We start from the raw sequence: 25,513 nt of genomic DNA, 5'->3' as shown, positions 1-25,513 counted from the left end.
CGGAATGGGAATGACCATGATCATCAGCGGCGAACGCCGGATCGGCCATGACGAGATCCAGGCGCGCATCAGACGCGCGGCGAGCGGGCTGCGCGCCCTCGACCTTGCCGCAGGCGCACCGGTTGCCATGATGCTGCGCAACGACTTCGCCTTGTTCGAGGTGGTCGCGGCCTCGGCCGCACTGGGCAGCCCCGTGGTGCCGATCAATTGGCACCTGAAGGCCGAGGAGGTCCGCTACATCCTGACCGACAGTGGCGCGAAGATCCTGATCTGCCACGCCGACCTGCTGCCACAAATCCGCGGCGGCATTCCGGAGGATGTCCGCCTGCTCGTGGTCGCAACCCCGCCCGAGCTGGCGGCGACCTTCGCCATTCCCCGTGAGCTGACCGAGGTCTCTTCGGGCCTGACCGATTGGGACCGCTGGCGCGACGGCCACACGGAAACAGAGGAGCCGCCGCGCCGGGCGGCGGCGATGATCTACACGTCGGGGACCACAGGCATGCCGAAGGGCGTGCGGCGCATGCCGATGCCGCCGGAGCAGGCCGCCGCCTCGGAGCGCGTCGGCGCGATCGCCTACGGCATCAAGCCGCGCGAGGACCAGGTCGTGCTGATCAACGGTCCGATGTATCACTCGGCGCCGCATTCCTACGGCATGATGGCCTTCCGCAACGGCTGCACCATCGTGCTTCAGCCGCGGTTCGACGCCGAGGAGCTGCTGGCGCTGATCGAGCGCCACCGTGTGACGCATATCCACATGGTGCCGACCATGTTCGTGCGCCTGTTGCGCCTGCCCGAAGCGGTCAGGCAGCGCTACGACCTGTCGTCGCTGCGCTTCGTCGTGCACGGCGCGGCGCCCTGCCCGCCCGAGGTGAAGCGGGCGATGATCGAGTGGTGGGGACCGGTCATCAACGAATATTTCGGCTCGACCGAGACCGGCATCCCGGTCTGGCACTCGGCCGAAGAGGCGCTGAAGAAGCCCGGCACGGTCGGCCGCGCCATCGAAGGTGGCATCGTCAAGATCTTTCGCGACGACGGCAGCCTCTGCGATGCTGGTGAGGTCGGCGAGATCTATATGCGCCAGACCGCGGTGCCGGATTTCGACTACCACGGCAAGGCACAGGCGCGCGCCGAGGCGGGGCGCGACGGTCTCGTCAGCGTCGGCGATGTCGGCTATCTCGATGAGGACGGCTATCTGTTCCTGTGCGACCGCAAGCGCGACATGGTGATCTCGGGCGGCGTCAACATCTATCCCGCCGAGATCGAGAACGTGTTGATCGCGATGCCCGGCGTGCGCGATTGCGCCGTGTTCGGCATCCCGGACGCGGAATATGGCGAGCGGCTGTGCGCCTGCATCGAGCCCGACAGGGCCGAGCAGCTCTCCGCCGCCGCGGTGCAGGCTTATCTGCGCGAGCGTCTGGCCAACTTCAAGGTGCCGAAGGAGGTCAAGTTCCTGGATGCGCTGCCCCGTGAGGCAACCGGAAAGATCTTCAAGCGCAAGCTGCGCGACCCCTATTGGGCGGACCACAGGCCGGCCGGCGCTTAAGTCGTTCTCCGGCGGCGTCCGCACGTGCGGAATTCCGGGCCATATTCCGTCCGGGCAGGGCCGCATGCCGGCCTCGCTCAGGTCCGCGGCTTTTGGCGGGCGGCGAAACCGTATAGCGTTCGATCTCTGAGGAAACGCCGCGAAGACGGCCATGAGGTCGCGCATGCTGGACCGGACGCAGGATATTTCCATCGCCGCACAGGCCTGGCTCGACGACTTCGAGCGCACCTTAAGCAGACCTGATCCCGCGACGCTGGGCCCGCTCTTCCTCGCCGACGGCTTCTGGCGCGACGTGCTGGCGCTGAGCTGGAACCTGCAAACGCTCGCCGGGCGCGAGACGATTGCGCAAGCGCTGGCCGCGCTCGCGTCCAAGGCAGAGCCGATCAGTTTCAAGCTCGCTCCGAACCGGGCCCCGCCGCGCTGGGTGACGCGGGCCGGCACCAACTGCATCGAGGCGATTTTCAACTTCGAGACCGCGCTCGGTCGCGGCAACGGCATCGTACGGCTCGTGCCTGATACTGCCGACGGCGACCGCCTGAAGGCCTGGACGCTGCTGACCGCGCTCGACGAACTCAAGGGCTTCGAGGAACAGCTCGGCACCTCGCGCCCGCGGGGGCAGGCCTATTCGCGCGACTTCCGCGGGCCGAATTGGCTCGACCAGCGCAACGCCTCGCGCGACTATGTCGATCGTGACCCGGCCGTGCTGGTGGTCGGCGGCGGCCAGGCCGGGCTCGCCATCGCCGCGCGGCTGAAGCAGCTCAAGGTCGACACGCTGATCGTCGATCGCGAGATGCGGATCGGCGACAATTGGCGCAAGCGCTATCACGCGCTGACCCTGCACAACCAGGTGCAGGTGAATCACCTGCCCTATATGCCGTTTCCACCGAACTGGCCGGTCTATATCCCCAAGGACAAGCTCGCCAACTGGTTCGAGGCCTATGTCGATGCGATGGAGCTGAACTTCTGGACCGGCACCGAGTTCGAGGGCGGCGCCTATGACGAGGCCAAGGGCCACTGGACCGTCACGCTGCGGCGCGCCGACGGCAGCAAGCGCACCATGCATCCGCGCCATGTGATCATGGCGACCGGCGTCAGCGGCATCGCCAACATTCCCGACATTCCGACCCTCGACAATTTCAAGGGGACGCTGGTGCATTCCAGCGGCTACGAGGACGGCGAGAACTGGACCGGCAAGCGCGCCATCGTCCTCGGCACCGGCAACAGCGGTCATGACATCGCGCAGGATCTTCATTCCAGCGGCGCCGAGGTGACGCTGGTGCAGCGCTCGCCCACACTCGTGACCAATATCGAACCGTCGGCGCAGCTCGCTTATGCGACCTACAACGAGGGCACGCTCGAGGACAACGATCTGATTGCGGCCTCGATGCCGACGCCGCTCGCGAAGAAGACGCATGTGATGCTGACCGAGCAATCCAAGCAGCTCGACAAGGAGCTACTCGACGGCCTCGCGCGCGTCGGCTTCAAGCTCGATTTCGGCGAAGCCGGCACCGGCTGGCAGTTCAAATACCTCACCCGCGGCGGCGGCTATTACTTCAACGTCGGCTGCTCCAACCTGATCGTCGAGGGCAAGATCAGCCTCAGGCAGTTCTCCGACATCGAAAGCTTCAACGCTGAGGGCGCGCGGATGAAGGACGGCTCGATCATTACCGCCGACCTGGTCGTGCTCTCGACCGGCTACAAGCCGCAGGAATATCTGGTGCGCAAGCTGTTCGGCGACGGCATCGCCGACCGCGTCGGGCCGATCTGGGGTTTTGGCGAAGGCTTCGAGCTGCGCAACATGTATGCGCGCACCAGGCAGCCCGGCCTCTGGTTCATCGCCGGGAGCCTGGCGCAATGCCGGATCAACTCGAAATATCTGGCGCTGCAGATCAAGGCGATCGAGGAAGGGATTTTGGCACGAATATAGCTACAGCCGTCATTCCGGGGCCCGCGAAGCGCGAACCCGGAATCCATCTAACCACAGAGTATGCTGCCCAATGGATTCTCAGATGCGCAATTGCGCATCATAGGTCACGCTTCGCGCGCCCCGGAATGACAAGAGGAGAGATCAATGCCAGCCATTCTCGGCACCGGCGAGCACCGCTACCGCGTCGTCGACAACTTCGCGAAATTGCCGGACGGCTGGCAGCTCACCGACGTCGCCTCGGTGGCGGTCGACAGCAAGGACCGCGTCTACGTCTTCAACCGCGGCGCCCACCCGATGGTGGTGCTGGACCGCGAGGGCAATTTCCTGCGCAGTTTTGGCGAAGGCCTGTTCTCGCGCGCGCACGGCCTGCATATCGACGCCGACGACAATCTCTATTGCACCGACGACGGCGACCATACCGTGCGCAAATGCACCGCCGACGGCAAGGTGCTGCTGACGATCGGCATTCCTGCAAAGCCGGCGCCGTTCATGAGCGGCGAGCCGTTCCACCGCTGCACCCACACCGCGCTGTCGCCGAAGGGCGAGATCTACGTCTCCGACGGCTATGGCAATGCGCGCGTGCACAAATTCACGCCCGACGGCAAGCTGATCAAGAGCTGGGGCGAGCCGGGCACTGATCCCGGTCAGTTCAACATCGTGCACAATATCGCCACCGATGCCGACGGCTGGGTCTATGTCGCCGATCGCGAGAACCACCGCGTCCAGGTGTTCGACGGCGAGGGCAAATACGAGACGCAGTGGAACAATCTGCACCGACCCTGCGCGCTGTGCTGTTGCGGCGGGGCCGAGAGCCCGACCTTCGTGATCGGCGAGCTCGGCCCCGGCCTCGCCATCAACCGCAATGTACCCAATCTCGGCCCGCGGCTGTCGATCGTGGACACCAAGGGAAATCGCATCGCGCGGCTCGGCGGCGAGGAGGGGCCGGGCGTCGCCAGCGGCAAATTCCTGGCGCCGCACGGCATCGCGCTGGACTCGAAGGGCGATATCTATGTCGGCGAGGTCGGCGTCACCAATTGGGAGACCAGCTTTCCGGACGAGGAGATGCCGGCCGCAGTGCGCGCGACGCGCTGCCTGCAGAAGCTGGAGCGGGTACGGGAGTAGCTGCCATGGCAACGGCAGCCATGCTGGGGCGGTTCCGCGCGCCCCCTGGATCGCGGCTTTTTGAGCCCGTTTGCCACCCCGCCGCCGCATTGCTTGCGCTTGAATAAGTCGCTCAACGGGCTTCACAATCCCGTCACGCTGCATGTAGTATGTCACTACATGCTGCTTCGCAGCGTATATTGGAGGCCGGGAGCGTTACTTGAACGCACATGTCTCGCAAGGCAGTTGGCCGGTGTTGGTGCTGAATGCGGACTTCCGGCCGCTGAGTTACTACCCACTGTCGTTGTGGTCGTGGCAAGACGCGATCAAGGCGGTGTTCCTCGACCGCGTCAACATCGTCGCACATTACGATCAGGCGGTTCGAAGTCCCACGCTGGAAATGCAGCTGCCCAGCGTCGTCTCGCTCAAATCCTTCGTCAAGCCGACCACCCACCCCGCCTTCACCCGCTTCAACGTCTTCCTGCGGGATCGTTTCGCCTGCCAATATTGCGGCTCGCCCGAAGACCTCACCTTCGATCACATCATCCCGCGCAGCAAAGGCGGCCAGACCACCTGGGAGAACGTGGTCGCGGCGTGCTCGCCGTGTAATTTGCGCAAGGGCAATCTCACACCGGCGCAGTCCAAAATGTTTCCGCGCCAGACAGCGTTCGCGCCCACCGTGCACCAGCTCCACCGCAACGGCCGGCTGTTTCCGCCGAACTATCTGCACGACAGCTGGCTGGACTATCTGTACTGGGATACGGAGCTGGATCCGTAGGTGCGAGCCAGCGCGCTCTGCTACCCCCGCTGCAACGCCAGCGTCACGCCGCCGAGCGTGAGCGCCATCGCCGTCCATTCGCGATAGCCGAGCGGCTCGCCCAGAATGATGGCGGCGGAGACGACGCCGATCACGGGCACGATCAGCATGCCGGTCGACGCCGAGGTCGGCGGCAGACGGCGTAGCGTCTCGAACCAGGTGACGTAGCAGAGGCCCATCGGCACCAGCGTCATGTAGACGAAGCAGCCGAGCCCCAGCGGAGTGATGGCGGTGACGTCAGGGCGCTCGAACAGCACGCCGAGGACCAGCATCGTGGCGCAGCCCAGCCCGACCTGCCAGGCGACGACGACCAGCGGCGGCATCGGCAGCGGCTTGCGGTTGAGCACATTGCCGAGCGCGAACAGGATGGCGCAGAGCAGTGCGAGCGCAATGCCGACCAGCTTGTCGGTGCTGAACGCAAGACCGTTGCCGCTCAGGAGCAGCGTGACGCCGGCAATGCCGAGGACAAGCCCGAAAACATCCCGTCGCGCCGGCTGCGTGTGCATTACCGGCCAGGCGAGCAGCATCGCCCAGATCGGCATCGTATAGGCGAGCAGCGCGCCCTCGCTTACGCTCACATATTTCATCGCGACCGTGCCGAGACCCATCCAGGCTAAGACGTTGGTGAAGGTCGCAAACAAGAGCCGCGGCACCGCCTCGCGCGGAACGGCGAAGGATTCCTTCCGGATCAGCACCAGGGTGCCGAGAATGAGCGAGGCGCAAACACCCGCAAGGCCGCGCGCGAACAAAGGCGGCCATTGCTGCAGCAGCAGCTTCATCAGCGGCCAGTTCAACGCCCAGCCGAACGCCGTTACGCACAGGCAGAGAGAGCCGATCGTCCTGTCGCGTCGCGCCGTGTCCATACCCAGCGCTTAGCAGGCCAGCGCCGGCCGCTCCACCTCGCCTGGTGCATGCGGGCCATCGCGGAGCAAGGAACCCGAAGCTCCCACGACCGTTCAGACCGTGGGCCAGGCATGCTCGCCTGCGCACGTTCCGCCATACGCATGTTTCGGATGGCAATATACCAAATGAGGGAAGGCCATGCCCACAGCCGAGCACGATCACGTCTATAAGATCCTGGACCTCGTCGGATCATCCGAGACCTCGATCGAGGATGCGATCAAGAACGCTATCAGCCGCGCCTCCAAGACCGTTCGCGAGATAAGATGGTTCGAGGTCGTGCAAACGCGCGGCCATGTCGAGAACGGCGCCGTGCGTCATTTTCAGGTGACGCTGCGCGTCGGCTTCACGTTGGAAGGATGAGACGTCAGGCCGCCCATCGCGCGGCGACACCACCATGAAAGCGGGCCGACGAGAGTGGAACTCGATGTCGGCCATGTTCCCGGTCGAGTACAGACCCCGCACAATCATCGCGGATATTGCAACAAGCCGTTAAGGCGAAAGTGAGAGGTTTGCTCCGATTTGGAGCAAGCCTGATGGTCACAAGCCGCGAACTCGGCAAGACGCGCCTTCCGCTCTGGGCGGCCGGATTCGTCGTGCTGACTTGCGTGGCTATCCTCGGCCTGAGTGCGTGGCGCGAATGGGAGGCGCGCAACGCCGATCTGAGGAACGCCGAAATCGACGTCACCAACCTCGCTCAGTCGCTGATCCAGCACGCGGACGACACGTTCGAGCTTGCCGATACGATTCTCGTCGGGCTGGTCCACCGGCTCGAGATCGACGGGATGGGCCCGGACACGATCATGAAGCTCCAGGCCTATCTGCCCACCCGCAAATCATCGGAACGCATCCGCGGCATCTTCATCTATGATGCGACCGGCCGCTGGCTCGCCACGACGGAGCACCTCGATTTCTCCAAGCTCAACAACAGCGACCGTGAATATTTCCAACGCCATCGCGATTCTACGGACACGGGCACGCTGATCGGGCGACCCGTCAAGAGCCGCTCCGGCGGTCAGTGGATCGTCACCGCATCTCGCCGGATCAACGATTCCGACGGCGGCTTCGCCGGCGTCGCCCTGCTCACGATCGACGTCAGCTATTTCGTCAAATTCTACGAGCGGTTCGACATCGGGCCGAACGGCTCGGCATCTCTGCTCAACGACAGCGGCATCATGCTGGCGCGCAGCCGTGACGAGAGCGGCGCCTTCGTCGGACGCGACCTGTCCGATGCGCCCTTGTTCAGAAGCTGGAAAAGCCGCCCCGCCGCAGCGGTCTATTACTTCAAATCGCCGCTCGATGGCGCGGAGCGGCTGAGCTACTACCAGCGCAGCAGCCGCTATCCCCTGATGGTGCTGGCGAGCAAGTCGCAGGCCGACGTGCTCGCCCCCTGGCGACGCGCGGCAGCAGCACGCATGAGCTTCGTCCTCGGACTCGTCCTCTTGATCGCGGTGATCGGCTACTATCTGGTCCGTCAGTTGCTGCAGCGGCAGCGCACGGCACAGGCCCTGGTCGCCAAGGAAGCCAATTTCCGCCTGCTGGCCGAGCAATCCAGCGACATGGTGACCCGCATCGGGCTGGATAACCGGTTGCTCTACGTCTCTCCCTCCTGCGCGCGCATCACCGGCTGGTCGGCCGAAGAACTGATGGGCACCTCGGCCCTGGCCGGCATTCACGCCGACGACATGGAACGAGTTGAGCAGGCCATCGCCGCGCTGAAGAATGGCGAGGCGGAGGAAGCGCGGTTCGTCTATCGGCAGCGTCATCGCGACAAAGGCGAGATCTGGGCCGAGGCGGCGCTACACGTCACCGTGGCGTCCGACAGCGGCGTGATCGACGGCGTCGTCGCGGTCGTGCGCGACATGACCGAGCAGAAGGATCTTCAGGACAGGCTCGCCTCGCTGGCAATCACTGACGGTCTCACCGGCCTCGCCAACCGTCGCGCCTTCGACGACCACCTTGCCGACGAATGGGCGCGGGCTCGGCGCGACGGAACCCAGCTCTCGCTGCTACTGATCGATGTCGATCATTTCAAGAAATTCAACGATCTCTATGGGCATCTGGCGGGCGACGCCTGCCTGCGCGCGCTGGCCCGGATTTTATCCGCCCAGGCCAGGCGTCCGGCCGACCTCGCGGCGCGCTATGGCGGCGAGGAATTCGCCGTGCTGCTGCCGAACACCGGTCCTGAAGGCTGCGCCGAGGTCGGCGAAGCGATTCGCCAGGCGCTGCTCGATCTCGCCATGCTGCACGCGCAAAATCCGCCTTCGCGGCTGGTGACTGCGAGCATCGGCGGCGCCGCGGCTCTTCCGTCCCAGACCGCGATGGACTCTAGTACGCTGGTCGCCGCCGCCGACCGTGCGCTCTACGTCGCCAAGGAGAGCGGCCGAGACCGGCTGGTGATGTCGGGCCAGGTGATAGCATGGCCCGCGAAAAGCGCGTGAGCTGATCGGCCGTCTACGGATTCATAGCACTACGCCAGATGGCACGCCACGAAATGGCCGCCCGCGCCCTCCTTCAGCGGCGGCGCGCTTTCCGCGCAGCGTGGCTGGGCGATCGGGCAGCGGGTGTGGAAGTGACACCCGGAGGGCGGCTTCATCGGGCTCGGCACGTCGCCCTTGAGGCGGATGCGCTCGCGCTTGAGTTTTGGATCTGGCACCGGCACCGCCGACAGTAGCGCCCTGGTGTAGGGATGCTGCGGGTTGCGGTAGAGGTCGCTGGCTTTCGCGAGCTCGACGATGCGGCCGAGATACATCACCGCGACGCGGTCGGAGATGTGCTCGACCACCGAGAGATCGTGCGCGACGAACAGATAGGTCAGGTTCAGCTCGGCCTGAAGGTCCTCCAGCAGGTTGATGACCTGGGCCTGGATCGACACGTCGAGCGCGGAGACCGGCTCGTCGCAGACGATCAGCTTCGGCTCGACCGCGAGCGCGCGCGCGATCACGATGCGCTGGCGCTGGCCGCCGGAGAATTCATGCGGATAGCGCCGCATGTGCTCGGCCTTGAGCCCGACCTTGACCAGAAGTCCCGCAACGCGCTCCTCGCGCTCTTTCGAGGAGGAGGCGAGATTGTGGATGGTAAAGGCCTCGCCGAGAATGGCCCCGACCGTCATGCGCGGATTGAGCGAGGCGAACGGATCCTGGAACACCAGCTGCATGTTCCGCCGCATCGCGCGCAGATCGTTGCCGCCGAGCTTGCGTACGTCCTGGCCGTCGAAGGTGACCTCGCCGTCGGTCGGCTCGATCAGGCGCAGCACGCAGCGCCCGGTCGTCGACTTGCCGCAACCGGATTCGCCGACGAGGCCGAGCGTCTCGCCGCGGTTGACCGAGAACGACACGCCGTCGACCGCATAGACGGTGCCGACCTGGCGCGACAAGAGGCCGCCGAGCACCGGGAAATGTTTCTTCAGGCCGCTGACGCGGAGCAAGGGCTCGCTCATGACGCGGCTCCCACGCTGGTATCTCCGAGATGACAGGCCATGCGGTGACCGGGCGCGATCTCGCGCAGCAGCGGCTCCTTCTCGGTGCAGACATTCATGGCGAACTTGCAGCGCGGCGCGAAGCGGCAGCCGGCCGGCGGGTTGATCAGGATCGGCACAGAGCCGCCGATCGCCTCGAGCCGCGTCTTGTGCTCGCTGTCGAGATCGATGCGCGGGATCGAGCGGATCAAGCCTTGCGTATAGGGGTGACGGGGATCGCCGAAGAGATCGTCGACGGGCGCCTCCTCCACCACCTTGCCGGCATACATCACGACGACGCGCTGCGCGGTCTCGGCGACGACGCCCATGGCATGGGTGATCAGCATCACCGCCATGCCGAAGCGGTCCTTCATGTCCTGCAAGAGGTCGAGGATCTGCGCCTGGATGGTGACGTCGAGCGCGGTGGTGGGTTCGTCGGCGATGATCAGCTTCGGCTTGCAGGCGAGCGCCATCGCGATCATCACGCGCTGGCGCATGCCGCCGGAAAACTGATGCGGATAATTGTGCACGCGGCCTTCGGCGTTCGGGATCTGCACCAGTTTCAGCATCTCGATGGTGCGCTCGAGCGCCTGCTTCCTGGTCACCGCTTCGTGCCGCCGCAGGCTCTCTGCGATCTGCTCGCCGATGGTGAGCACCGGATTGAGCGAGGTCATCGGCTCCTGGAAGATGAAGCCGATCTCCTTCGCCCTGATCTCGTCGAGTTGGTTGCTGGTCAGCGGCACCAGATCGCGCCCCTCGAAGATGATCTGGCCCGCCGCGATCCGGCCCGGCGGCATTGCGATCAGCTTCAGGATCGACATCGCGGTCACGGTCTTGCCGCAGCCGGATTCGCCGACGACGCAGAGCGTCTCGCCCTTGTTGATGGAGATGTCGACACCGTCGACGGCCTGGAGGATGCCGTCGTCCGTGGAGAAGTGGGTTTTCAGGCCCTTGATCTCGAGCAGCGGCGCCATCAGATCACCCGTCGCGCATCGAGCGCGTCGCGCAGACCGTCGCCGATGAAGTTGATGGCCACCACCGCGACGAAGATCGCGCCGCCCGGAAACAGCGCCCAGTGCGGGCCGATGTCGAGAAAATCCTTGGCGTCAAACAGCAGCCGGCCCCAGGTCGGGGTATCCGGCGGGAAGCCGAGGCCGAGGAAGGACAGCGTCGATTCCGCGATGATCGCGGCGGCGACGTCGATGGTACCGGCGATGATCACCGGGCCGACCGCATTGGGCAGGATGTGCCGTACCACCTGCCGCACCGGACTGGCACCGAGCGCACGGGCGGCTTCGACGAACTCCTTTTCGCGGAGCGACAAGAACTGGGCACGCACCAGCCGCGCCACCGGCATCCAGCGCAGACCTCCGATCACGAGCACGATCAAGATGAAGATGCCGCCTTCGGGCCCGAACACCTGCTTCAGCCCGTCGCGGAACAGATAGATCAGCAGCAGCAGCAGCGGCAGCTGCGGCAGCGACAGGAACAGGTCGGTGAGCCACATCAATCCGTGTCCGAGCGCGCCGCGCGACATACCGGCGAGCGCGCCGATCACTGTGCCGATGATGACAGCGACCAGCATCGCGGCGAGCCCGACCGCGAGCGAGATGCGGCCGCCATAGATCATGCGCGCCAGAATGTCCTGGCCGAGATCGTCGGTGCCGAAGGGATGGGCGAGCGACGGACCCTGCAGGCCCGCGACGATGTCGATCTCGTTGATCTTCACACGCCATACGAACGGCCCAAGCACGACGGCGAGCACCAGGATGAGGAGCAGGACAGCGCTGACCACCGCGAGCCGGTGGCGGCTGTAACGCCGCCATGCTTCGCGCCAGGGCGAATAGGCGCGCCGCTCAGCGGAGGGAGATGCGAGGGTCAAGCCAGCCATAAAGCACGTCCGCGATGAGATTGAACAGCACCACGAGGCACGCGAAGACGAAGGTGACGGCCATCACCACCGGCGTGTCGTTGGAAAGGATGGAGGAGATCAGCAGCGAGCCGATGCCGGGAATGCGGAAGATCTGCTCGGTGACGATGGCGCCGCCGAACACCGCGGGCATCTGCAACGCGATCAGCGTGACCACGGGAATCATGGCGTTGCGCATCACGTGCTTGATGATCACCGTGGTCTGGCCGAGGCCCTTGGCCCGCGCCGTGGTGACGTAGTCGAGCCGGATGACGTCGAGCATCGCCGAGCGCACGAAGCGCGTCATCGACGCCGCTTGGAACAGGCCGAGCACCGCCACCGGCATGATCGCCTGACGGATCATCTCCAGCACCCAGCGGATGCCGGTGGCCTTGATGTCGGTGGTGTAGACGAAAGGCAGCCAGTCCAGCGTGACCGAGAAGATCAGGATGAACAGGATGCCGGTGAAGAAGGTCGGCAGCGAGAAGCCGACGAAGGCGAGCGTATTCGCGATCTGGTCGAACAGCGAATACGGCCTGGTCGCGGCATAGACGCCGACCGGAATCGCGATCAGCAGCGCCAGGATCTGCGCCGAGCCGATCACGTAGAGCGTGGCGGGCAGGCGCTGGAGGATCAGCGTGTCGACGTTCATCCGGCTGACGAAGGAGAAGCCCCAGTCGCCGTGCAGCATGGCGTTGAGCCAGTGCAGGTAGCGGAGGTAGATCGGGTCGTCGAGACCGAACTTGGCCCGGAGTGCCGCCTGCACTTCGGGCGGCACGTTCGGATTGGTGGCCAGTTCGGAGAACGGATCGCCGGGCGCGAGCGCAAGCACGACGAACAGCACCAGCGAAATCGCCAGCAGGCTCGGAACGGCGATCAGGAGGCGACGCAGGACATACTGACTCATAGGGAAGAATCCCGTCTAGCCTGCGCTCATGCCTCCCGGTACCAGTCCTGAAGGTTATCGGTCCGATTGGCCCAGCCCGAGAGCGCCGGCCGCAACGTGTTGGAGCAGGCATCCACCAGCAGGCGATGCATCACCGGAATGAACACGGTGTCCTGCCACAACAGGTCGTTGCACTTGATGTAGAGCGCGGCGCGCTTGACTGGATCGGTCTCGGTCTCAGCCGCAGCAATGGCGTCATCATACTCCTTGTTGACGTAGCGCGGGAAGTTCTGCCCCTGCCATTTGTTCTCCTTGGTGGCCACATTGGCGGAGATGTAGCGCCGCATGTGCAGGGCCGGATCGGGCTGCGTCATCGGGATCTGGAACTCCTCGATGTCGGCATAGAACTTCGGATAGGTGTCCGGGTTGGCGACGTCAGACGAGAAGAAGACCGAGGCGACGACCGATTTCAGCTCCACGTCGATGCCGGCCTTCTGACAGGCCTGCTTGACGATGGCCTGGGTCTTCTGGCGCGGACCGTTGGTCGAGGTCTGGTACAGAAGCTTGAATTTCTTGCCGTCCTTCTCGCGGATGCCGTCGGCGCCGACCTTCCAGCCGGCGTCATCGAGCATCTTCGACGCCTTCTCGATGTTGAACTCCCACGAGGTGTTCTTGGAGACGAACTTCTCGGGGCCGTTGAGGTAGTTGGCCGTGGTGCGGCCGGCCCGACCATAGATCGCCTTCTTGACGGAGTCGCGGTCGACGAGCAGGGCGAGCGCCTTGCGCACGTTCGGATCGGAGAAGATCGGGTGCTTGGTCTTCATCGAGGACCGTTCGCCGTCGATCTCAGTGTTCGGATCGGTGAAGTTGATCGCGATGAACTCGATGTCGCCGCCGGTGGCATAGACGGTCTTGCCCTTCCCGCCCTTCTCCAGACGCAGCAGCACGTCGTCTTCGACCTGCATGTTCCAGGCGAAATCGAATTCGCCGGTCTGGATCACCGCGCGCGCCGCCGAGACGGCATCGCCGCCGCCCTTCATCTCGATCGTGTCGAAATGCGGACGGTTGGGCATGTGATAGTCGGGATTGAGCTCGCCGCGGACCACATCGCCCGGCTTGAACTCGACGAACTTGTAGGGACCGGTGCCCACCGGGGCAAGATTGTTCGGCGCCTCGCGGGACTTCGAGCCTTTGTAGTCGGCAAACAGATGCTTGGGGAGAACGCATCCATAAGCGCCGACGAACGCGTTGGCCCAGAACGGCGTCGGGGTCTTGAACAGGATGCGAATCGAAAGATCGCTGACCTTCTCGACCGTGATGTCACCATAGGTGCTGATGCTGACGGCGGCCGTGGCGGGATCGCTGGCGTATTGCCAGGTGAACACGAAGTCGTCGGCAGTCAGCGGCTTGCCATCGTGCCATTTGACTCCCCGCTTGATTTTCCAGACCACCGATTTGGCATCGGCGGCGAGACCGCCGTTTGCAAGCGAGGGAATCTCTGCAGCGAGGATCGGGTTGAGATTGCCGTCGGCGTCCCAGCTGGCGAGCGGTTCGTAGAAAAGCCGCGATCCGTCCTGGTCCTTGGTGCCGGTGGCGAAATGCGGATTGAGAAGCGTCGGCCCCTGCCACCACAGCACCTTGAGAGGGCCGCCGCCCCCGCGCTTTGTCGGCTTGTAGACCGCGGGGCTCTGCGCCATGGCAACGCCGCCGAGCGCGAGGAGCTGGTTGGCGAGGGGAGCGGTGAGACCGACCGCGGCGAGGCGCTTGACGAAGGCGCGGCGGTCCATCCGCCCGTCCTTCACCTGACCGATCATCGAACGCAGCTCTTTGTCCAGCATGGTTGTCCCCCGTCTGGTTCCGACATGGATGCAGGCGGCCGCTCGCGACCGCCGGGTTTGGCTGGCGGTAGATGGCACACCGAATGGGGTGCACGTCAACTGGGACCGTGTGTATGCAAACGGTCTATTGGCTGTCCGTTGGGCAAAATTGCGCTCCGCAGCCCATCCGTTCGGCAATCCATCATCAAAATCTGCTGGATTGCGCGCTGCACTGCGGAAAATTTGTTCGCTGGATCAGACGAAGTATCGAGGCGAATTCCTACGCCACGGACATGTCGAGCGGCGGCGCGACGTGATCCGGCAACGGACAGACGTAAGGAGTGCGGGCCGTCCGCGTCTGGAGATCCGCCTTAGCAACCTTGATCAGCTCCGGTTCCGTCAACGCCTTGATGCCGAGGCCTGCCATCGCCTTGGCGGCCTGCACCATGGCCTTGTGCGCGTGCGGGCTCTTGCCCTGCGCCACCACCTGCCAGGTGTGGAAGGGCGTGCCGATTGCAACCGTCGGTGCGTGCACCTGCACGGTCGGCACCACCCAGCTCACGTCGCCGACATCGGTGGAGCCGACCAGCGGATTGCGCTTGGCATCGAGCGGCACCAGGAAGTCGGCCAGCGGCCGATCGGTCGGCTCCATGCCGATCGCGTAATAGACCGAGGCGATATCCTTGTCGCTCAAGGTCGCACGGATCTGGCCGGCAAAGCTCTTGTCCGCATCGTCGAAATGCGGCGGTCCGAGCTCTTCCATGACCTGATGCAGCGCCTGCTCCAGCGGCGTGTTCGGCAGGATGTTGGAGACCGCGGAGATGATCTTCATCTCGACCTTGGTCTCGGTCATCAACGCCGCGCCTTGCGCGATCTTGGACACACGCTCGACCAACTCGTTCATGCCGGGAAGGTCGCGCGCGCGGATCGAATAGCGCACGCGGGCATGGGCCTGCACCACGTTCGGCGCGATGCCGCCGGTGTCGAGCAGGGCATAGTGCACGCGCGCGTCGCTCGGCATGTGCTCGCGCATGTAGTTCACGCCGACATTCATCAATTCCACCGCATCGAGCGCCGAACGGCCAAGATGCGGCGAGGCCGCCGCATGCGAAGTGCGGCCGGTGAAGATGAAATCCGCGCGCGTATTCGCAAGCGAGGGCGTTACCGCCACCTCCCAGAAGCTGTGCGGGTGCCAGGTGATGGCGATGTCGGCGTCCTCGAACGCGCCGGAGCGCACCATGAAGGCCTTGGCCGCGCCGCCTTCCTCCGCCGGACAGCCGTAATAGCGCACGCGGCCGGGCACCTTGTTCTCGGCCAGCCAGTCCTTCACCGCGGTCGCGGCGAGCAGCGCTGCGGAACCGAGCAGGTTGTGACCGCAGCCATGGCCATGGCCGCCGGTCTCGATCGGGCGATGCTCGGCGACACCCGCCTCCTGGCTGAGGCCCGGCAGCGCATCGTACTCGCCCATGAAGGCAATGACCGGACCGCCCTCGCCCCACTCGCCGATCAGCGCAGTCGGGATGCCGGCGACGTTCTCAGTGATGCGGAAGCCCTGATGACGCAGCTCGGCGAGATGCTCGGCGGCGGACCGCGCCTCGGTGTAGCAGACCTCAGGCATGCCCCAGACCCTGTCGCTGAGGTCGATGAAGCGTGCCTTGATCGTGTCGATGCCACGCCAGATGTCGCTGCGGTTGTCCATGCTTGTCGTCCGTGATCCCTTGGTCAAACGAGGCGGCAATGGTTAGCAGCTTCACTGCACGGCGCCTAGCACTGCGCCGGACAGCAGCCATGCGCCGGATCAGATGACGATGTGTTTCCGGGCCTTTCCAAGATTTCACGCGGCGTTCTCCCGAATAGTTGGGAACGAGGCTTTCAAGACGGCCTGCTCCGGCCTAAATTAGGCGTGCTTCGCGCGTCGCTCCGCCAGCCTTGCCGGAGCGATGCTCTCAGCCAGGAGAACTCCATGAGCGCTCTGACCGAATGGAGAGTGCCGCCGGCGAACCAGCCGCGGGCGGGCGACTATGGTTTCGATCTCGACCGCGCGCTCGGCTCCGTCGTCGGCCTGCACGCCATCATCCCTCCGGACGCCTTCAGTGCCGAGACGCTGGGCACCGAACGCGCCGGCAACGGCGTCGTGATCGATGAGGGCCTGGTGCTCACGATAGGTTATCTCATCACCGAGGCAGAGTCGGTCTGGCTGCACCGCGCCGACGGACGAGTGGTGGAGGGCCATGCGCTCGGCTTCGATTCCGAGACCGGGTTCGGGCTGGTGCAGGCGCTCGGCCAGCTCGACATTGCGCCGCTGCCGCTCGGCTCGTCGGCGGCGACACGGATCGGCGACCGCGTCGTGGTCGGCGGCGCCGGCGGACGCACGCGCTCGGTCGCGAGCCAGGTCGTGGCCAAGCAGGAATTCGCCGGTTACTGGGAATATCTGCTGGACGAGGCCATCTTCACCGCTCCCGCACATCCGAACTGGGGCGGTACGGCGCTGCTCAACGAACGCGGCGAGCTGATCGGCATCGGCTCGCTCCAGCTCGATCGCGAACGTGACGGCGAGGCCGAGCACGTCAACATGATCGTGCCGATCGACCTCCTGAAGCCGGTCCTGGAGGACTTGCGCAAGTTCGGCCGTGTCAACAAGCCGGCACGACCCTGGCTCGGACTCTACTCGACCGAGATCGACAACCGCGTGGTGGTGATCGGGATCTCCGCCAATGGCCCGGCCGCCCGCGCCGAGCTCAAGACCGGCGACGTCATTCTCGCCGTGAACGGTGACAGGGTGACGAGCCAGACCGCCTTCTACAAGAAAATGTGGGCGCTCGGCGCCGCCGGCGTCGACGTGCCGCTCACCGTTCATCACGAAGGCGTCACCTTCGACGTCACCGTGACGTCGACCGATCGCTTCAAGCTCCTGAAGGCGCCGAAGCTGCACTGATCCAAAAGGCTTTGAGGAAGCGGGCGATGACCGAGGCCGTGGTGGACGACATCGTGGCCGTGCTGCCGCCGCTGCTCAATGCGCTGGAAGCGCTCGGCTTCTTCCAGCGGCATCTGCATCCGCCGGCCTTCGCCTCGGTGATGGATGCGATCGGCACGCCGGACGAGGCGCTGCAGACGGCGCACGCAGCAATCGGGGACTGGCCGGAGCAGTTCGGAGGCTTGCGCGAGCGGCTCGATCGCGCCTGCGGCGAGACGCTCGCTGCCTTTGCCGGCATTCGTGAGGTCGAGCGTGGCCATGGCGATCTCGTCGCGGTGTTCCGCGCGCTGCGCCATGTCCCGCGCGCGCAGGAGGCGCTCTATCCGCTGGCAGCGCAATTTCCGCCCGTGAGCGGCTTCTTCCTCAACGCCGCCAATCGCGACAATGCGGATTTGTTGTCGCGGCTCCAAGCCAGCGCGGGCGAAGATACCGGCATCTTCCACGACCACAACGAGCCTGGCAGCCGCGGCGGCTTCTCGGTCTATGTCCCCGAATATTATGCGCCTGAGCGTGCCATGCCGCTGGTGATGGCGCTGCATGGCGGCAGCGGCAACGGACGCGGCTTTCTGTGGAGCTGGCTCCGCGACGCCCGCACTCTCGGGTCGATCCTGGTGGCGCCGACCGCGACCGGCCCGACCTGGGCGCTGATGGGCGACGACACCGACACACCGAACCTCATGCGCATCATCGATACTGTACGCGGCCGCTGGCGCATCGACCCCTCGCGCATGCTGCTGACCGGCATGAGCGACGGCGGCACCTTCTGCTACGTCACCGGCCTCGACGGCGCCTCGCCGTTCACGCATCTCGCCCCGGTTGCGGCGACCTTCCATCCGCTGATGGCGGAGATGGCCGACGCAACGCGCCTGCAAGGCTTGCCGGTCTTCATCACTCACGGCAAGCTCGACTGGATGTTTCCGGTGCAGACCGCACGGCAGACGCAGGCGGCGCTGTCCGCCGCCGGTGCCCAAGTCACCTATCGAGAGATCGACGACCTCAGCCACACCTATCCGCGCGAGATCAATGCGGAGCTGATGGAGTGGCTGAATGGAGAATGAACAACCTCACCTTGGATGCGCCGCATAGTCGCGGAACCATCACTCCGGGCCGACGTTATCGCCCGTCACCGGAGGTTCGCCATGCAGACTTTTTTCGGAATGATCCTGGGCGCGTTGCTGCTTGCGGGCGGCGTCTACGTCTATGATTCCATGCAGACGTCGTCAGTCGCCAAAGGCGACATCGCGACCACCAACCGAACGATCGTGAACTGGGACGTCGCCAAGGCCGATTGGGATGCGCTGCGCGATCGCGCGCACAAGGACTGGGTCCGGATCTCGTCGAAGTAATTTCGTCCGATCGACATGAACGAGGCGCCGTCGCAGACCCGCGACGGCGCCTTTGTATTGCGTCCTGAAATATCGCCGGCTCAGTTCATCTTGGCCTTGCGGGCGTCGGCGATGACCTGCTCGAACTCGGTCATGCTGAGCACGCCGGGCACGCGATACTTGCCGACGATGAAGGACGGGGTGCCCTGGAAGCCGAAAGCTTCAGCCTGCTCGTTGTTGCGCTTGAGGATGGCGTCGATGTCCTTGGCGTGGCCGGTGAGATCGCGCTTCAAGCGGTCCATGTCGACCCCGGCAGCCGCGAGCAGCTCGTTGATGCGCGGCTCGGTCAGGCGCGAGCTGACGCCGATCAGGGCGTCATGGGCCTGGTGATACTTGCCCTGGAACTTGGCCGCCAGCGCGCTCCGCGCCGCGGTGACCGAAACCGGCCCGAGGATCGGCCAGTCCTTCATGACCAGCCGCACCTTGCCGTCGTCCTGGACCACCTGGCGCAGCTCGGGCTCGAGCTTGCGGCAATAGGGACAATTGTAGTCGGACCATTCGACGATGGTGATGTTGCCGTCGGGATTGCCTGCGACCGGCGTGTCGGGATCGCGCAGCACCTTGGCTTCGGTCAGCACCTCGTCATCGCCGGTGGCGGCGCGCGCCGAAACGATCCCACCCACGGCGAGAGCGCCCGCTCCGATCAGCGTCAAGGCTGCGCGCCGGCTCGGCCCAAGGCCATTATTCCCAAATCCAGTCATATCGTCCCGTTTCGGTCCCGTCTTGCGGATATACGCCCGCGCACCGGTCATTGTTACGGGTCATATAGAATGCCGCGGGCGCGATTGCCACGCGAATCGCGTCCGGCTCGACTAAGCCGCCGGCAGCATCGCCATCAAGGTCCCGCTCATCATGGCGATCAGCGTGGTCTTGCCGTCATGCTCGGCGTAGGCCTTTGCCTCGCAGAAGGTCAGCGTGCGGCCGGGCTTGACCACTTCGGCCTTGAAGACGAAACGCTCGCCGCGGGCGGGCGCGAGCAGCGTGGTCTTGAACTCGACGGTGAGGATACCGGCCTCCGCCGGCATCAAGCTGAAGGCCGCAACGCCGCAGGCGTTGTCGAGCCCGGCCGTGATGATGCCGGCATGGATGAAACCATTCTGCTGCGTGAGGGCCGGCGCATGCAGCATCGCCAGCTCGACCTCGCCCGGCGCGAGCCGGACGATCACGATACCGAGCGTGCGCATGGCCGGTTGGGCATCGAACATGGCGATGGCCGCCGCGCGATAGCCCGGGTTTTTCGGCTCGAATGCGGTCATGGCTCACACCTCGGCTGGTTCGGCAAGATGCTTCAAGGCAGCTTCGCGAATGCAATCGGCGAACGGGGCGGACTTGCGGAGCTGACGGTCCATGTGCACGCCGGTGATCTCGCACGTCGCCGCGAGCTCGCCGGTCTCCGCATTCGTCATGTCGTGCCGGAAGCGGATCGACTTGTCCCTGATCTCGAGCAGATGGCTGCGGATCTCGACGATGTCGCCGGCGAGCAGCTCGCGCTTGTAGGCGATGTTCTGCTGCACCGCGGCCATGCCGCGGCCGGAGATGCGCAAATAGCTCGGCGTCAGGCCGAGACGAGCGAACAGATTCCAATTGGCCTCGTCGAACTTGCCGACATACCACATGATGTTCATGTGCCCGACATGGTCGCATTGCCACGGATAGACCGTGCCGCGATAGGTCGCCTCCTGCTCCATCGCATTTCCTCCCGCAATTTCGTCCTTGCTCGTTGATACGGTAGCGTATCAAACCCGTGTCACGTTAGCAATACGGCACCGTATCAAGACCGGGTGAGGCTTTCTTCATGAGCGACGGCAAGGGCGACGTCTGGGTCGAGGCTGGGTTTGCCGAGCTCGCCCGCGCGGGGGTGGAGGGCGTGCGGGTCGAGGTGCTCGCCAAGAATCTCGGCGTCACCAAGGGCGGCTTCTACCGGCACTTCGCCGACCGCGCCGCACTGCTCGAGGCCATGCTCGACGCCTGGCGCAAGGGCCGCATCGCCGCGATCGCGCAGCAGACGAGCCTCGACGGACAAGCGCCCCGCGAGCGGCTGAAGGCGGTGATCCAGCTTTATTCCGAGCGGCTCAATCCAGAAGGGATGGCGATCGAGCTCGCGATCCGGCAATGGGCCCGATCGGAGGACAACGCCGCGGCGGCGGTGGCGAGCGTCGACGCGGCGCGGCTCAGGCACGTCGGCGACCTCTATCGCGCAACCGGCCTTGCGGCCGAGGAGGCCGACGCGCAGGCCTTTCTGTTCTACTGCTTCATCTTCGGCCAGAGCCTGTTGTTCGTCGAGAGCGGTCCGCGCAAGCGGTCGCAGCTCGTGGCGAAATCTGCCGAGAAGCTGCTGGACTAAGCATGATCCGGACCCCAAGGGCCGGGTGAGCGCAGGTGTTCTGCCAAGATCATGCGCGAGAATTCAGGCGAATCGGCCGGAGCCTTGCTCCGGCCTTCGCTGCGAAGCTCAGGCGGCGCCCTTCAGCTTCTTGGTGCATTCGCTGTAATAGCCGCCGCCTTTCTGAATCCATTTCAAGCCGCCGTTGCCGTTGGTGGACTTGTTGGCATTGTACTGGTCGACGCAGGTGTGCAGGCGCGCCTTGCCGGGCGTCTCCTTGGCATATTTCGGATCGACCGCGTTTGGGTAGACCGCAGGACCGGCCGGCAGGGCCGGCGCGGCGGCGGGTGCCTCTTCCTTCTTGGCCTGCTTCGGCTCCGCGGGAGCTGTGGGCGCAGCCGCTGTCGGCGCAGCGGCGGGCGTCGCATCGGCACCGCATTGGGCCTTGCGGAAGTCATTCCACTTCATGGTGCCGAGCGAGCCGTCCTTCTTGGCGGCCTGGTACTTCGCGCTGCACTCCTGCGCTGTCAGTGCCTGTGCCGGCGCGCTCGTCAGCAATGCCGCGACACCGGACGCTGCGATCACATACAACAATTTCGTCTGAATGGTCATCCCTGGGTCTCCTGCTTGATCTTCCCCGACGGAAGTGAATTGAGGATTGCTATCCTAGCGTGTTAGCCGCTTGCGACAAGGATGCGATGAGTTGCGCCGGCAAAATATAGTGATCCTGCCGCTCGACTTCATTCATGTCGCGTTCAGCAACGCGAGCCAACGTTTCAGCCCTTCGCAATTCTCGCAAGCAGAGTGCACCACATGACCTTCACGTCCCGCCTCGCCGCCGTTGCTCTCGCCTCCCTGCTCGTCACCGGCACCGCTTTCGCGCAGACCGCCGCGCCGGCCGCCAAGACCGACACTGCCGCCACTGTTGACGACAAGAGGGCAACGAAGGAGCGATCGGCGGAACCGCTGGAATGCTCCAGGCAGGCAGACGCCAAGGGATTGAAGGGGAAGGAGCGCAAGAAATTCCGTCGCGAATGCAAAAAGGAGGCGAAGGCCGGCAGCGCAGTCGCCGCTCCCGCAGCCGACAAGAAATAAGCCCGTCACGATTCCGAGCCTCCGCGGAAGGCCTCGCGCATTGCGGCATGATGAGCCTGCAATTGTGCGCCTCGCGCTGATTTGCGATAAGGTGGCGTGAAGCACATCACCGCCTCCCTGTCGTTCGAATGGCCGAGCCGTGCCACGATCCTGAGCACGGTGGAGACGCTCGTCATCGGCACCGCCGGCGGCCTTGTGTTTCTGCTCGCCGGCCTTCCCGGCGGGCTGATCTCCGGCTCGATGATCGCGGTCGGGATCGCCGCGATCGCCGGCCGCCAGCTGACCTTGCCGCCGATTTTGACCCAGACCGTGCTGGTGCTGCTCGGCATCTCGCTGGGCTCGGTCGTCTCGCGCCATTTGCTTCAGCAGGTCAGCGCCTACCCCGTCACCATCGGCCTGCTTGCGCTCGCCACGTTCTGCTCCACGTTCGGGTCGAGCTATTACCTCCAGCGCATGCATGGCTGGGACCGCACCTCCGCTTTCCTGGCCGGCAGTCCCGGCGCGCTGTCGCAGATCACGATCCTGGCGGTCGAGCGCGGCGCCGACCTGCCGGGCATTGCGGTGGTGCAGACCATGCGCGTCATGATCCTGACCGCCGCGCTGCCGATGGTGCTGGCGATTGCAGGCGTCACGCCCTCCGCTGCACCGTCGTTGACGACGACCATCGCCTCGCCGCTCGACCTGCTCGAGCTAGCCGCCGCGTCGCTGGCCGCAGCGCTCGTGTTGCGGCTGATCAGGTTTCCCGCGAGCTGGATGTTCGGCGCGATGATCGCCTCCAGCGTGCTGCATGGTGCCGGATGGGTCGAGGGCGGCCTGCCGGACTGGGTGCGTGGCGTTGCGCTGATCGGGATCGGCGCACTGATCGGCAGCCGTTTCGCGCGGATGCGGATCAAGACGCTCGCCGGCCACCTCCGCGCTGCGCTGGGCTCGTTTGCCGTGGCCATCGCCGTCTCCGCCATCTTCGTTGGCATCGTGGCGCTGACCACCCCGGTGAAATTCTCCGACGTCGTCGTCGCCTTCGCGCCGGGCGCGATGGACGCTATGCTGGCGCTGGCCTTGACGCTGCACATCGACCCGATCTTCGTCGGCGCCCACCACCTGTCGCGTTTCGTCTTCGTGACGATCGCAACGCCGGGCATCGTGCACCTGTTCGGGCGCACGCAGGACGACGTGGATGATTGAGCTTTAGCGCTTCGCCGTCCGAACGAATCCCCACGCGGCGATGGCGGCCATCACGAGCGAGATCAGCACGTTGTAGCCGGCGAGCGAGAGGCCGAGGAAGCGCCATTGCACCTCGTCGCAGCGCACCACCTTCACAGTGTCGAGCTTCGACAAGAGATCGGCGGCGCTGCCGAGGTTGACGACCGGACCGGAGCAATCAGTCGGCCCCTTCCAGAACCCCCATTCGACCCCGGAATGGTAGGCGCCGAGGCCGGCATTGGCGAGCGTGGCCAGGGTGAGGATCGCCAGCCCCGCCAGCAGCAGCGGCCGCGGCGCGCCGCTTCGCGCCGCCAGCGCCGTCAACACACCGAGCGGTATCGCAAGGTAATAGGCGTAGCGCTGCTCCAGGCACAACGGGCAGGGCAGTATCTCCAGGACGAGCTGGAAGAACCAGGCGCCCGCAATCGTGGCTGCGCCGATCAGCGTGACCAAGGCCGCGGCGGTCAGCGCGGGGCTCGTGGCGCCCGGCTTGAACGCAGGTATGGCGGCACTCTGGGTGGTCACGGCAGCCTCTTTCGTATCTCTCGCGCGCCCTAAGCCTCTAGCCCCGGCCCATGCGGCTGTCGAGAACGGCCGGGATCACTTTGGCGCGGGTTGACCCCGTCCCGTCCATGGCTATAGTCCGCCGGCTTCGCGACGCCGCCTATGGGGCCGACCGAGGGCCCCTGTGGCGGAACTGGTAGACGCGCTCGACTCAAAATCGAGTTCCGCAAGGAGTGCTGGTTCGATTCCGGCCAGGGGCACCACGCTTCGCCCTTCGGGCTTCGCGTGGCGGGGCTCGAAGGGCGAAGCGTGTCCGGCGAAGCCTCTTGGCGAAGTCGAACTGGTTCAGCAAACTCGAGCTACGACCCGAGCGTTGCTGCGAGCACATCGGCCAGGCCACGCCCGGCGCTGCCGTCTTCATCCAGGCCCGGATTGTAAATGGTGATCTCCAGGCCGACCGCCTTGCCACTCGCCAAGCCAACCCGGAGCACGGTCGATAGCTCGTCCCACGACAACCCACCCGGCACGCGAAAATCGACAGCCGGCATGATGGCATCGTCGAGACAATCGGCGTCGAGATGGATGAAGAAGCCGTCCAGCTCGGCTCGCGTGAGGTAATCGACGGCTTCGCGTGCAGCGGCCTCGATGCCCCGCGCCCGCACAGCAGGAAGATCAAGCACCTTGAGCTCTTCGGGAAGCGGCTGGCTTCCATATTCCGCCTGATCCTGGTGATCGCGATATCCAAACGCCACAATGTCTTCAGGGCGGACCAGAGGACCGTGACCTTCGATGTCGGCCAGGAGGGACGGGCCGTAGCCGGAAACGAAGGCAAGGTCCATCGAGGCGCCCTCACCATTGGGCTCCGCCTCGGGCTGGAAGAAATCGGCGTGGCCGTCGATGAACAACAGGCCGTAGCGGCCGCGCCGTCGAAGCGCGAGCATCGAGCCCAGCAAGATCGTGCAATCGCCGCCCAGCACAAGCGGAAACTTGCCCTCGACAAGCACCGCTTCCACCGCGTCGGCGAGCTGGGGCGACCACGCCGCTATTGCGCCGGCGTTCAAGATGCCGGTCTCGGGATCCGGCACCGGATCTTTCGAAGGCACCACCAGCCGCCCGGCGCGGCGTGCGCCGATGCGCTCCGCAAGTCCAAGCTTCAGCAGCTGTTCGGGCAAGCGCTCCACGCCGTCGGTCGCAAGGCCGAGCGTCGAAGGAGCTTCGATAATTGCATAGGGCATGGTCGGCATGGCGCCTTCCCGCTCGCGACTATTGTGCCGAGTAGGTCACGGCCTCGATCTTGTGACCGTCTGGATCGCGGACAAACGCCCCATAATAGTTGAGGTCGTAACTCGGCCGCAGCCCGGGAGCGCCAGCGTCGCTGCCACCATGCTCTAATGCTGCTGCGTAGAAGCGATCGACCATCGCGCGGTTCTCGACGGCAAAGGCGATATGACTGCCGTTACCCACGGTCGCGGGTTTTCCATCGATCGGAACTTGAACGCTGAAGTGAAACGTCCCGCTTCCGTAGCCCAGTCCACCCTCGTCCTCGGCCATCGGCGTGATCCCGACGACCGGCAAGACCGCATCGTAGAAGCGCTTCGCACGCTGAACATCATTCGTACCGACGGAGACATGATGGATCACAACGACCTCCCGTTCCGGTGTTGCTTCGTAACGG

Annotated in this window: 26 protein-coding genes and 1 tRNA gene; 13 read left to right on the top strand and 14 right to left on the bottom strand. The window is 65.1% G+C overall.

Annotation, left to right across the window (positions count from 1 at the left end):
* Positions 1-16: 16 nt before the first annotated feature.
* The 4 genes from XF30_RS06660 to XF30_RS06645 all read left to right on the top strand — a co-directional run bounded on the left by XF30_RS06660 (position 17) and on the right by XF30_RS06645 (position 5,349).
* On the top strand, positions 17-1,543 hold the full coding sequence (locus tag XF30_RS06660; protein WP_035996868.1) for an acyl-CoA synthetase: 1,527 nt from the start codon (positions 17-19) through the stop codon (positions 1,541-1,543).
* A gap of 163 nt (positions 1,544-1,706) precedes the next feature.
* Positions 1,707-3,470 (top strand): flavin-containing monooxygenase, encoded by a 1,764-nt coding sequence (locus XF30_RS06655; RefSeq protein ID WP_109145599.1) that lies wholly within the window; start codon positions 1,707-1,709, stop codon positions 3,468-3,470.
* 144 nt (positions 3,471-3,614) lie between these two features.
* A complete protein-coding gene (locus XF30_RS06650; protein ID WP_109142240.1) occupies positions 3,615-4,592 on the top strand; it encodes a peptidyl-alpha-hydroxyglycine alpha-amidating lyase family protein in 978 nt (325 codons plus the stop codon).
* 199 nt (positions 4,593-4,791) lie between these two features.
* Entirely contained in the window at positions 4,792-5,349 is a 558-nt protein-coding gene (locus tag XF30_RS06645) for an HNH endonuclease (RefSeq protein WP_057028390.1), read from the top strand.
* Between the two features lie 20 nt (positions 5,350-5,369).
* Here XF30_RS06645 and XF30_RS06640 read toward each other — a convergent pair whose 3' ends face one another.
* Positions 5,370-6,251: a DMT family transporter gene (locus XF30_RS06640; RefSeq protein WP_109142239.1), complete on the bottom strand. Its 882-nt coding sequence runs from the start codon at positions 6,249-6,251 to the stop codon at positions 5,370-5,372.
* Positions 6,252-6,429: 178 nt separating this feature from the next.
* Here XF30_RS06640 and XF30_RS06635 point away from each other — a divergent pair, with 178 nt between their 5' ends.
* Together XF30_RS06635 and XF30_RS06630 are read left to right on the top strand one after the other, a co-directional pair.
* Positions 6,430-6,651, top strand: a complete 222-nt coding sequence (locus XF30_RS06635; protein WP_036020706.1) for a dodecin — start codon at positions 6,430-6,432, stop codon at positions 6,649-6,651.
* A gap of 173 nt (positions 6,652-6,824) precedes the next feature.
* Positions 6,825-8,729, top strand: a complete 1,905-nt coding sequence (locus XF30_RS06630; RefSeq protein WP_192893056.1) for a sensor domain-containing diguanylate cyclase — start codon at positions 6,825-6,827, stop codon at positions 8,727-8,729.
* 29 nt (positions 8,730-8,758) lie between these two features.
* On the opposite strand, the gene XF30_RS06625 is transcribed toward XF30_RS06630, so the two are convergent.
* From XF30_RS06625 to XF30_RS06600, 6 genes are all read right to left on the bottom strand, one after another.
* A complete protein-coding gene (locus XF30_RS06625) occupies positions 8,759-9,727 on the bottom strand; it encodes an ABC transporter ATP-binding protein (RefSeq protein WP_035996776.1) in 969 nt (322 codons plus the stop codon).
* The gene (locus XF30_RS06620; RefSeq protein ID WP_035996773.1) at positions 9,724-10,719 is read right to left on the bottom strand and encodes an ABC transporter ATP-binding protein; all 996 of its coding nucleotides are present in this window, start codon (positions 10,717-10,719) and stop codon (positions 9,724-9,726) included. Before XF30_RS06620 ends, XF30_RS06625 begins: the two co-directional genes overlap by 4 nt.
* The gene (locus tag XF30_RS06615) at positions 10,719-11,636 is read right to left on the bottom strand and encodes an ABC transporter permease (RefSeq protein ID WP_035996800.1); all 918 of its coding nucleotides are present in this window, start codon (positions 11,634-11,636) and stop codon (positions 10,719-10,721) included. Before XF30_RS06615 ends, XF30_RS06620 begins: the two co-directional genes overlap by 1 nt.
* Positions 11,602-12,561: an ABC transporter permease gene (locus XF30_RS06610; protein WP_025033623.1), complete on the bottom strand. Its 960-nt coding sequence runs from the start codon at positions 12,559-12,561 to the stop codon at positions 11,602-11,604. Before XF30_RS06610 ends, XF30_RS06615 begins: the two co-directional genes overlap by 35 nt.
* Positions 12,562-12,587: 26 nt before the next feature.
* Positions 12,588-14,378, bottom strand: coding sequence for a peptide ABC transporter substrate-binding protein (locus tag XF30_RS06605; protein WP_109142237.1), 1,791 nt, complete (start codon positions 14,376-14,378; stop codon positions 12,588-12,590).
* Between the two features lie 259 nt (positions 14,379-14,637).
* Positions 14,638-16,056, bottom strand: a complete 1,419-nt coding sequence (locus XF30_RS06600) for a M20 family metallopeptidase (protein ID WP_109142236.1) — start codon at positions 16,054-16,056, stop codon at positions 14,638-14,640.
* Between the two features lie 264 nt (positions 16,057-16,320).
* Here XF30_RS06600 and XF30_RS06595 point away from each other — a divergent pair, with 264 nt between their 5' ends.
* The 3 genes from XF30_RS06595 to XF30_RS06585 all read left to right on the top strand — a co-directional run bounded on the left by XF30_RS06595 (position 16,321) and on the right by XF30_RS06585 (position 18,677).
* Positions 16,321-17,292: a S1C family serine protease gene (locus tag XF30_RS06595; protein ID WP_109142235.1), complete on the top strand. Its 972-nt coding sequence runs from the start codon at positions 16,321-16,323 to the stop codon at positions 17,290-17,292.
* Between the two features lie 26 nt (positions 17,293-17,318).
* Positions 17,319-18,389 carry a carboxylesterase family protein gene (locus XF30_RS06590; protein WP_109142234.1) on the top strand — a complete coding sequence of 357 codons (1,071 nt, stop codon included), beginning with the start codon at positions 17,319-17,321 and terminating at the stop codon, positions 18,387-18,389.
* An 81-nt stretch (positions 18,390-18,470) separates the two neighbouring features.
* Positions 18,471-18,677, top strand: coding sequence for a hypothetical protein (locus tag XF30_RS06585; protein ID WP_035996755.1), 207 nt, complete (start codon positions 18,471-18,473; stop codon positions 18,675-18,677).
* 80 nt (positions 18,678-18,757) lie between these two features.
* On the opposite strand, the gene XF30_RS06580 is transcribed toward XF30_RS06585, so the two are convergent.
* From XF30_RS06580 to XF30_RS06570, 3 genes are all read right to left on the bottom strand, one after another.
* Positions 18,758-19,417, bottom strand: a complete 660-nt coding sequence (locus tag XF30_RS06580) for a DsbA family protein (RefSeq protein WP_035996797.1) — start codon at positions 19,415-19,417, stop codon at positions 18,758-18,760.
* Between the two features lie 111 nt (positions 19,418-19,528).
* Positions 19,529-19,972 carry a PaaI family thioesterase gene (locus tag XF30_RS06575; protein WP_036020678.1) on the bottom strand — a complete coding sequence of 148 codons (444 nt, stop codon included), beginning with the start codon at positions 19,970-19,972 and terminating at the stop codon, positions 19,529-19,531.
* Positions 19,973-19,975: 3 nt separating this feature from the next.
* Positions 19,976-20,404, bottom strand: coding sequence for an acyl-CoA thioesterase (locus XF30_RS06570; RefSeq protein ID WP_035996751.1), 429 nt, complete (start codon positions 20,402-20,404; stop codon positions 19,976-19,978).
* 107 nt (positions 20,405-20,511) lie between these two features.
* Here XF30_RS06570 and XF30_RS06565 point away from each other — a divergent pair, with 107 nt between their 5' ends.
* On the top strand, positions 20,512-21,060 hold the full coding sequence (locus XF30_RS06565; protein WP_109142233.1) for a TetR/AcrR family transcriptional regulator: 549 nt from the start codon (positions 20,512-20,514) through the stop codon (positions 21,058-21,060).
* Between the two features lie 108 nt (positions 21,061-21,168).
* Here the strand turns inward: XF30_RS06565 and XF30_RS06560 are convergent, their stop codons facing one another.
* The gene (locus tag XF30_RS06560; RefSeq protein WP_109142232.1) at positions 21,169-21,651 is read right to left on the bottom strand and encodes a hypothetical protein; all 483 of its coding nucleotides are present in this window, start codon (positions 21,649-21,651) and stop codon (positions 21,169-21,171) included.
* Positions 21,652-21,852: 201 nt separating this feature from the next.
* Between XF30_RS06560 and XF30_RS06555 the strand changes: the two genes are divergently transcribed.
* Together XF30_RS06555 and XF30_RS06550 are read left to right on the top strand one after the other, a co-directional pair.
* The gene (locus tag XF30_RS06555) at positions 21,853-22,134 is read left to right on the top strand and encodes a PsiF family protein (protein WP_109142231.1); all 282 of its coding nucleotides are present in this window, start codon (positions 21,853-21,855) and stop codon (positions 22,132-22,134) included.
* Between the two features lie 96 nt (positions 22,135-22,230).
* Positions 22,231-23,316 (top strand): AbrB family transcriptional regulator, encoded by a 1,086-nt coding sequence (locus XF30_RS06550; protein WP_036020673.1) that lies wholly within the window; start codon positions 22,231-22,233, stop codon positions 23,314-23,316.
* A 3-nt stretch (positions 23,317-23,319) separates the two neighbouring features.
* Here XF30_RS06550 and XF30_RS06545 read toward each other — a convergent pair whose 3' ends face one another.
* Entirely contained in the window at positions 23,320-23,859 is a 540-nt protein-coding gene (locus XF30_RS06545) for a disulfide bond formation protein B (RefSeq protein WP_109142230.1), read from the bottom strand.
* A 157-nt stretch (positions 23,860-24,016) separates the two neighbouring features.
* Here XF30_RS06545 and XF30_RS06540 point away from each other — a divergent pair.
* Positions 24,017-24,101 (top strand) — tRNA-Leu (locus tag XF30_RS06540).
* 96 nt (positions 24,102-24,197) lie between these two features.
* Here the strand turns inward: XF30_RS06540 and XF30_RS06535 are convergent.
* The gene (locus XF30_RS06535; protein WP_109142229.1) at positions 24,198-25,082 is read right to left on the bottom strand and encodes an arginase family protein; all 885 of its coding nucleotides are present in this window, start codon (positions 25,080-25,082) and stop codon (positions 24,198-24,200) included.
* Positions 25,083-25,101: 19 nt separating this feature from the next.
* A complete protein-coding gene (locus tag XF30_RS06530; protein ID WP_035996730.1) occupies positions 25,102-25,479 on the bottom strand; it encodes a VOC family protein in 378 nt (125 codons plus the stop codon).
* Between the last annotated feature and the right edge of the window lie 34 nt (positions 25,480-25,513).

It is taken from the genome of Bradyrhizobium sp. SUTN9-2 (genome assembly GCF_003122645.1).
Lineage (GTDB): Bacteria > Pseudomonadota > Alphaproteobacteria > Rhizobiales > Xanthobacteraceae > Bradyrhizobium > Bradyrhizobium yuanmingense.
The sequence above is the reverse complement of the archived record's forward strand: the minus strand, read 5'-3'. Positions and strand labels throughout refer to the sequence as shown.